At 60.7% G+C, this 5,760-nt stretch carries 6 protein-coding genes; 1 reads left to right on the top strand and 5 read right to left on the bottom strand.

What is annotated here, in order from left to right:
* Window positions 1-252: 252 nt before the first annotated feature.
* From NTW95_14600 to NTW95_14590, 3 genes are read right to left on the bottom strand one after another with little or no spacing between them, the layout of a single operon-like run.
* Entirely contained in the window at window positions 253-822 is a 570-nt protein-coding gene (locus NTW95_14600; GenBank protein MCX6558638.1) for a thymidine kinase, read from the bottom strand.
* Between the two features lie 20 nt (window positions 823-842).
* Window positions 843-2,351 (bottom strand): bifunctional UDP-sugar hydrolase/5'-nucleotidase, encoded by a 1,509-nt coding sequence (locus tag NTW95_14595; protein MCX6558637.1) that lies wholly within the window; start codon window positions 2,349-2,351, stop codon window positions 843-845.
* Window positions 2,348-2,566: a hypothetical protein gene (locus NTW95_14590; protein ID MCX6558636.1), complete on the bottom strand. Its 219-nt coding sequence runs from the start codon at window positions 2,564-2,566 to the stop codon at window positions 2,348-2,350. The genes NTW95_14595 and NTW95_14590 overlap by 4 nt, the downstream gene beginning before the upstream one ends.
* Before the next feature lie 418 nt (window positions 2,567-2,984).
* Here NTW95_14590 and NTW95_14585 point away from each other — a divergent pair, with 418 nt between their 5' ends.
* A complete protein-coding gene (locus tag NTW95_14585; GenBank protein MCX6558635.1) occupies window positions 2,985-3,572 on the top strand; it encodes a nucleoside deaminase in 588 nt (195 codons plus the stop codon).
* An 81-nt stretch (window positions 3,573-3,653) separates the two neighbouring features.
* On the opposite strand, the gene NTW95_14580 is transcribed toward NTW95_14585, so the two are convergent.
* On the bottom strand, window positions 3,654-5,021 hold the full coding sequence (locus NTW95_14580) for an MFS transporter (protein ID MCX6558634.1): 1,368 nt from the start codon (window positions 5,019-5,021) through the stop codon (window positions 3,654-3,656).
* The coding region (locus NTW95_14575) for a hypothetical protein (protein ID MCX6558633.1) at window positions 5,018-5,760 on the bottom strand (743 nt) is incomplete at its 5' end. The genes NTW95_14580 and NTW95_14575, both read right to left, overlap by 4 nt.

The following is a 5,760-nucleotide window of genomic DNA, read 5'->3' as shown; positions in this document are numbered from 1 at the left end:
GCGTTACGTATTTCGTTAAATCACATTTGACATTTTCCGAGGCTTTAATTAAGATAAATTGTTGATTTTATCTGAAAAATCTCAACCCGAGGTGCTTAATGGGCGGCAATAACGAGTCCTTATCGCTGAAATTTTATTTATTCTCTTCGTTTTGGTCATTTGGTCATTGGTGCTTGGTGCTTGTTTGTAATTTGGTGCTTGGAACTTGGAATTTTTTCCGTCCACCGTAAACCGTCCGCCGTAAACCGAGCTTTACTTAATCTCTAAGCGCTGGCCGTAGCACCGGCGGCACACCGACACATACTTGTCGTTGCCGCCGATCTCGATCTGCGGTCCCTCGCCCACCGGCCGGCTGTCCTTGTACTTGAGCAGCATGGTCGCCTTCTTGGTGCAGTACCAGCAGACGGCCTTGACCTCCTCGACCTTGTCGGCGAAGAGGAGCAGCGCCTCGCTGCCGCTGAAGAGATGGTTGCGGTAGTCGTTCTTCAGGCCGTAGACGATGACCGGGATATTCAGCTGGTCGACGATGCGCGTGAGCACGACCACCTGCTCGCGGGTCAGGAACTGCCCCTCGTCCACGAGCACGCAGTCGGGCTTGGCCTCGGCTGCCAGGCGCAGCATGTCGGTGCTGCTGTTGATGATCTGCGCGTCGCGCTGGAAGCCCATGCGCGAGGTGATCTTGCCGCGGCCGAAGCGGTCGTCGATGGCCGGGGTGAAGAGCAGGGCGTGCTTGTTCTGCTCCTCGTAGTTGTGGGCGATCTTGAGGATCTCGGTCGACTTGCCGGCGTTCATGGTCGAGTAGCGAAAGTAGAGTTGGGCCATGTTTTTATCTCCTGCGCCCTTCAGTTCCGGGGAGCGGCGCCGGTTGTTTCGTAAAAAGCCCGATGGATGTCGCGGTATATGCCCAGGTCGACGCCGCTTTGCAGGTAGCGGATCAAGGCCTCGGCCGTAGTCGCTTGCAATGAGCGGCCGGGGTCCTGGTGGGTGAACTTGTACGAGCTGGCCACGTAGCTGGAGACGCCCACCTGGAATTTCCCGTCCTCGGCCAGCGGCGTACCGTCGGCCGCGCGCAGCACGATCTCGCTGATGCGGCCGGCGCGGTCGCCGCGCACCACGTAGGTGATGCCCGAGACCTGCAGGTCGATGTCGTTGCCCTTGGCAAACGAAGCGGCGATCAGGGAGCGGATCTCGGCAACGGTCAGGGTGAACTGCACCACCTGGTTGCCGAAGGGGTCGAGGGTGAGGATGTCCTTGAGGGTGATCTTTTTCGGCAGCTGGTTGAGGCGGATGCCGCCCCCGTTCTGGAAGGCGATGTCCAGTCCGTGCACCTGGCGCATGGCGTCGGTCATCATGCTGCCCAGGGCCTCCTTGCCGGCTATCTCCTGGGGGGCTTCGGCGATGACGCGGGCGAAAGCCGGGTTCTGGTTAAAGCGGACGATCATCTCCTTGACATCGGCCGCCTCGGCCAAGGTCTCCTTCAGGTCGATCAGCGTTCCCTTTTTCTCGACCACGCGGCCGCTCCGGATCAGCAGCTCCACCCGGCCCAGGTAGCGGTTGTCGCTGCCGGCCTGGGCGACCAGGACGCCGTTGACGGTCTCGGCCGGGTCGACGCGGGTGTGCGAGTGGCCGCCGATGATCGCGTCGAGCTCGGGCATCATCCCGGCCAGGAGCAGGTCCTGGTCGTAGCCGATGTGGGTCAGGCCGATCAGCACGTCGTTGCCGGCGCGCAGTTTTTTCATCTCCAGGGCCTTGGCCAGCGGTTCGCTGAAACGCAATCCCTTGATCTTGTCGGGATGCGTCGAGGGCAGGCCGTTGCCGGCTTCGATCTGGATCAGACCGAAAACGGCTATCTTGATCCCGTTTCTGGCAGTGAGAACGGTCGAGGGTTGCAGCTGCGGCAGGAGGCCGGACGGTGCTTCGATGTTGGCCGAAACCATGGAAAAATGAGCCCGGGCGTCGAAGCGGCGCAGGTTCTCAAGCCCGTAATCGAAATCGTGGTTGCCGGGGCACATCAGGTTCAGGCCCAGGCGGTTGAGCAGCGCCAGCATCGGCTCGCCGGGCGGATCGTACTGGTCGATGACCGGGTTGCCGGTGAAATTGTCGCCGGCGCAAAAATAAAAGACATCGGCGCCGCCCTTGCGCTCGGCGTCGATGATGGCGGCCACCTTGGCGAAATTGACGATCTTGCCGTGGATGTCGTTGGAATGGAAGATGACAATGCGGGTTTCGGCCGGCTGCTGTGACTGCGCCCGCGCCGTGGGCACGCTGGCGCAGGAAGGCAGGGCGAAAATCGCGAAAAGCAAAAGCACGAACAGGCACCGGGCGCGGCCGGAAGCAAGCGGGCGCTTCATGAGCGTGACTCCGGCGCGGGGCGCTTTTTGACGACCAGTTCTTCGCCGCCGCTCAACTCACCCTCAAGGCCCACTTCGTGACCGCAGCGGTCGCAGACCATTTTTTCATCCGCCTGCACCCGCTTCAACTCCGGGCGCGAGTACTTGCGCAGCACGTCTTTTACCCTGGCCCCGGAAAAAATCTCGATTGTTTCGCCGTTCACTTTGATCTGCATGGTGGTGACTCCATTAAAAAAAACAATAATAAGTAAGTCGTCGCCTAATGTCAAGAATGCCCGGCTTATGATATGCGGTAAACAGTGCGATTGGCAACGAACTACCATTGGGCATGATGAGTAAGATTTAAAATCCAAATCACAAATTCCAAATCCCAAATAAATTCCAATTTCCAAATTCCAATGTCCGAAACAAAAACCATGGCAAATGTGAGTGCCCGTGTCAGCAAAGTCAAGAACGGCATGACGATCTTTTCTTGCTGTCACCGACACTGTCACGGACACTGTTCTCAGTTTGGGTCATTTGCTCATTGGTGCTTGGTGCTTATTTGGAATTTGGTGCTTGTGATTTGGGATTTTAGTCCTACCTCGTCACTTGTCACTGAGTGCGATGGTTCATTATGGTATAATCTATTCAATGAAATATCCAACATCCGTTACCCTCAACTTGCCGGAATGGCTGAACGAGATGTTGTCAGGCAAAGCCCTGCTCCTGCCCGATCCCGAAGCAAGAATGCGCTGGGTGATCGGCCTCTCGCGGCAGAACGTGGAGCACGCCAGCGGCGGGCCTTTCGCCGCCGCGGTGTTTGAATCGTCCAGCGGCCGGCTGCTGGGCGCCGGAGTCAACCGCGTCGAACCGCTGAACTGCTCGCCGGCCCACGCCGAAATGATAGCCGTGGCCTTCGCCCAGAAGAACCTGGGCAGCTGGGACCTGGGCAGCGACCCGGCCCGGCCCGCCGAACTGGCGGCCAGCTCCCAGCCCTGCCTGATGTGCCTGGGCGCCACCTTGTGGTCGGGGGTCACGCGGCTGGTTTTCGCCGCCACCGCCGCTGACGTTACCACCATCCTCGGCTTCGACGAAGGGCCGCTGCCGGCCGCCTGGCCGCAGGAGCTGGAAAAACGCGGCATCGCGGTCGATCCGGGAGTCCTGCGCGCCGAGGCCGCCGCCGTGCTCGAACTGTACAAGAAAAAACAGGGAACGATATACAACAGCCGCCAGGGATAGCTCAAACTATCCACCGCTTCGGTGGATCTAGTTTGTCTACCTCGGCGCCGCGCCGAGGCCGTCATTTTTTTCTGGCCCCCGTCAATGGGCGGCGGGGCCGGGCTTGGCGTGCCAGATGCGGGTCATGACCAAGGCGCCGATCAGGCTGAAGGGGATGATGCAGCCGACCCAGACCCAGGCATTGGCCGGGGCGTGGCCGGCAGCACCGACGCCGTCCCAGCCGTAGGTCTTCAACACCCAGCCCAAGCCGAATCCGGTCAGGCCGCTGCCCACGTACTGGATGCCGTCGAGCGCCCCGGCTACGGTGGCCGCCGCCTTGCGGCCGCCGAAGTCCATCGACGCCGTTCCCGACAGCATGCCGTGCACGCCGAAGATGAACATGGCCGTCAGCCCCAGCAGCACCACCGCCCAGAGCTGGCCGAGCCATGAGCCGCGGCCCAGGCTGAGGCCGAGCAGCGCCAGCATGGCCACCTGCACCAAGTAGAAGACAAAGGCCACCGGCGGGCGCCGAGACTGGAACAGGCTGTCGCTCATCCAGCCGCACAGCAGGCCACCCAGGATGCCGCCGAGCATGAAGGCCACCCCGGTCCACCAGAAGAGCGGCACCGTTTTCGGCAGCCGATAGACCTCGGCCAGATACTCGGTGAAGTAGAGCATCACCCCCTGGCGCACAAATCCGGTGCAGAACTCGGCGCCGATCAGGAAGACGATCACCGGGTTGCTGAACACCTTGGCCAGCAGCTCCTTCAACGGCAGCGGCGCGTCCTCGGCATGGTGGGCATTGGAGCCGTCACCGGTGTCAAAATCGGCGTGGCCGGCATGGCTGGGACGGTTGCGCACCAACAGCAGATCGACCAGGAACATGGTGGCCATGGCCGCAGCCGGCACGAACCAGATGACGTTCCAGTTGGCGAACGATGCCAGCAGCACCGAGCCAACGGTGGTGGCCAGGAAATAGCCCGACGAGATCATGATGCCGAAGATGCCGCCGAAGATGCCGCGCTCACGCACGTGGAACCAGGTGGAGTTGACCTTGACCACCGACAGGGCGCCGAAGCTCTGGAAATACATGTTCAGGCTCCAGAGCCAGCTCATGTTCCACAACACGTGCCCCGTCCAGCCGTTGAAGAACATCAGGCCCACGGCGAGGTTGAGCAGCCCCGCTCCCAGGGCGCCGATCAGGATGGCCCTGCGGCCGCCGATGCGGTCGGCCAGTGGACCGTTGAACATGACGCTCAAACCGTAGGTCCAGAAGCCGAAGGTGGCGATCAGCCCCATCTGCGCCTTGTCCAGGTGGTACCAGGCGCCGATGTCGTTCTTGATGACGTTGAAGTTGTAGCGGCCCATGTACATGGTTGCGTAGGTCAACCCCAGTGGAAACCAGTTCAGGAAGCGCCGGCGGCGAAAGGCGGAGGAATGGCCCTGGGGATTGCGCGACAGGAGGCTCATGATTTCACCTGGCGCCAGTCGCTCCAGAGCTTATGCAGGACTTCCTCCAGGTGGGCGCCCAGCACATCGGGCTTGTCGGTCTTTTCGGGCATGTTCTCGAAAACGGCATAGGGAACCTTCCGTTCTCCCGCAGGCAGGAATTTCGGGTCAGAGGCGAACTCGTCCCAGTCCGACTCCTTGTACAACATTTCTATCTTCTTGTCCTCCAGGGCATGCTGCAGCCAGGAATCGGGGCGGTCGGGGTTGAAGCGGCGGCGGTTCTTGCGCAGCGACTCGGGCCAGTCGACCTTGATGAAGAGTGCGACGGCATGGTCTAGGACCTGAGGCGACAGGTAGGAGAAAGCCTCGCGAAAGCCGCCGTGCTCGCTGCCGCGGGCGAACTCGATGAACAGGGTCTTGGTCTCATGGAAGGCGGGATCATCGCGCAGCATCTTGGCGTAGGCGAGGTTGAGCTTCTTGATGAGGAAGTTCCAGAACCACTTGTTCTTGAAGACATAGCCGGGCATGGTCTTGCCCTCGTAGGTAAACTCTTTGTCCGTGATCAGGCGCGGCTGCCCCATCTCCTCCATCAGGTCGTCGTCCTCGAAGCGCTCCCAGAGGATAGGGAAGTCATCGATCTCCTGGAACTCGCCGATATGGAAACGCTTGACGCGCTCTTTCAATGGCACTTTCTTCAGGTAGTCGATGACCTCCGATTTACCGGCTGCCGGCCGGCCGATGAGGATGATGACGTCGAAGG

The sequence above is a fragment of the Candidatus Aminicenantes bacterium genome (assembly GCA_026393795.1).
Classification (GTDB): domain Bacteria; phylum Acidobacteriota; class Aminicenantia; order UBA2199; family UBA2199; genus UBA2199.
This window is presented reverse-complemented; position numbering and strand designations above follow the sequence as displayed.

Bases quoted from the DNA above. Each gene is read 5' to 3' on its own strand.
- NTW95_14600 (MCX6558638.1), bottom strand. From the start codon at position 822: ATGGCCCAACTCTACTTTCGCTACTCGACCATGAACGCCGGCAAGTCG.
- NTW95_14595 (MCX6558637.1), bottom strand. From the start codon at position 2,351: ATGAAGCGCCCGCTTGCTTCCGGCCGCGCCCGGTGCCTGTTCGTGCTT.
- NTW95_14590 (MCX6558636.1), bottom strand. From the start codon at position 2,566: ATGCAGATCAAAGTGAACGGCGAAACAATCGAGATTTTTTCCGGGGCC.
- NTW95_14585 (MCX6558635.1), top strand. From the start codon at position 2,985: ATGAAATATCCAACATCCGTTACCCTCAACTTGCCGGAATGGCTGAAC.
- NTW95_14580 (MCX6558634.1), bottom strand. From the start codon at position 5,021: ATGAGCCTCCTGTCGCGCAATCCCCAGGGCCATTCCTCCGCCTTTCGC.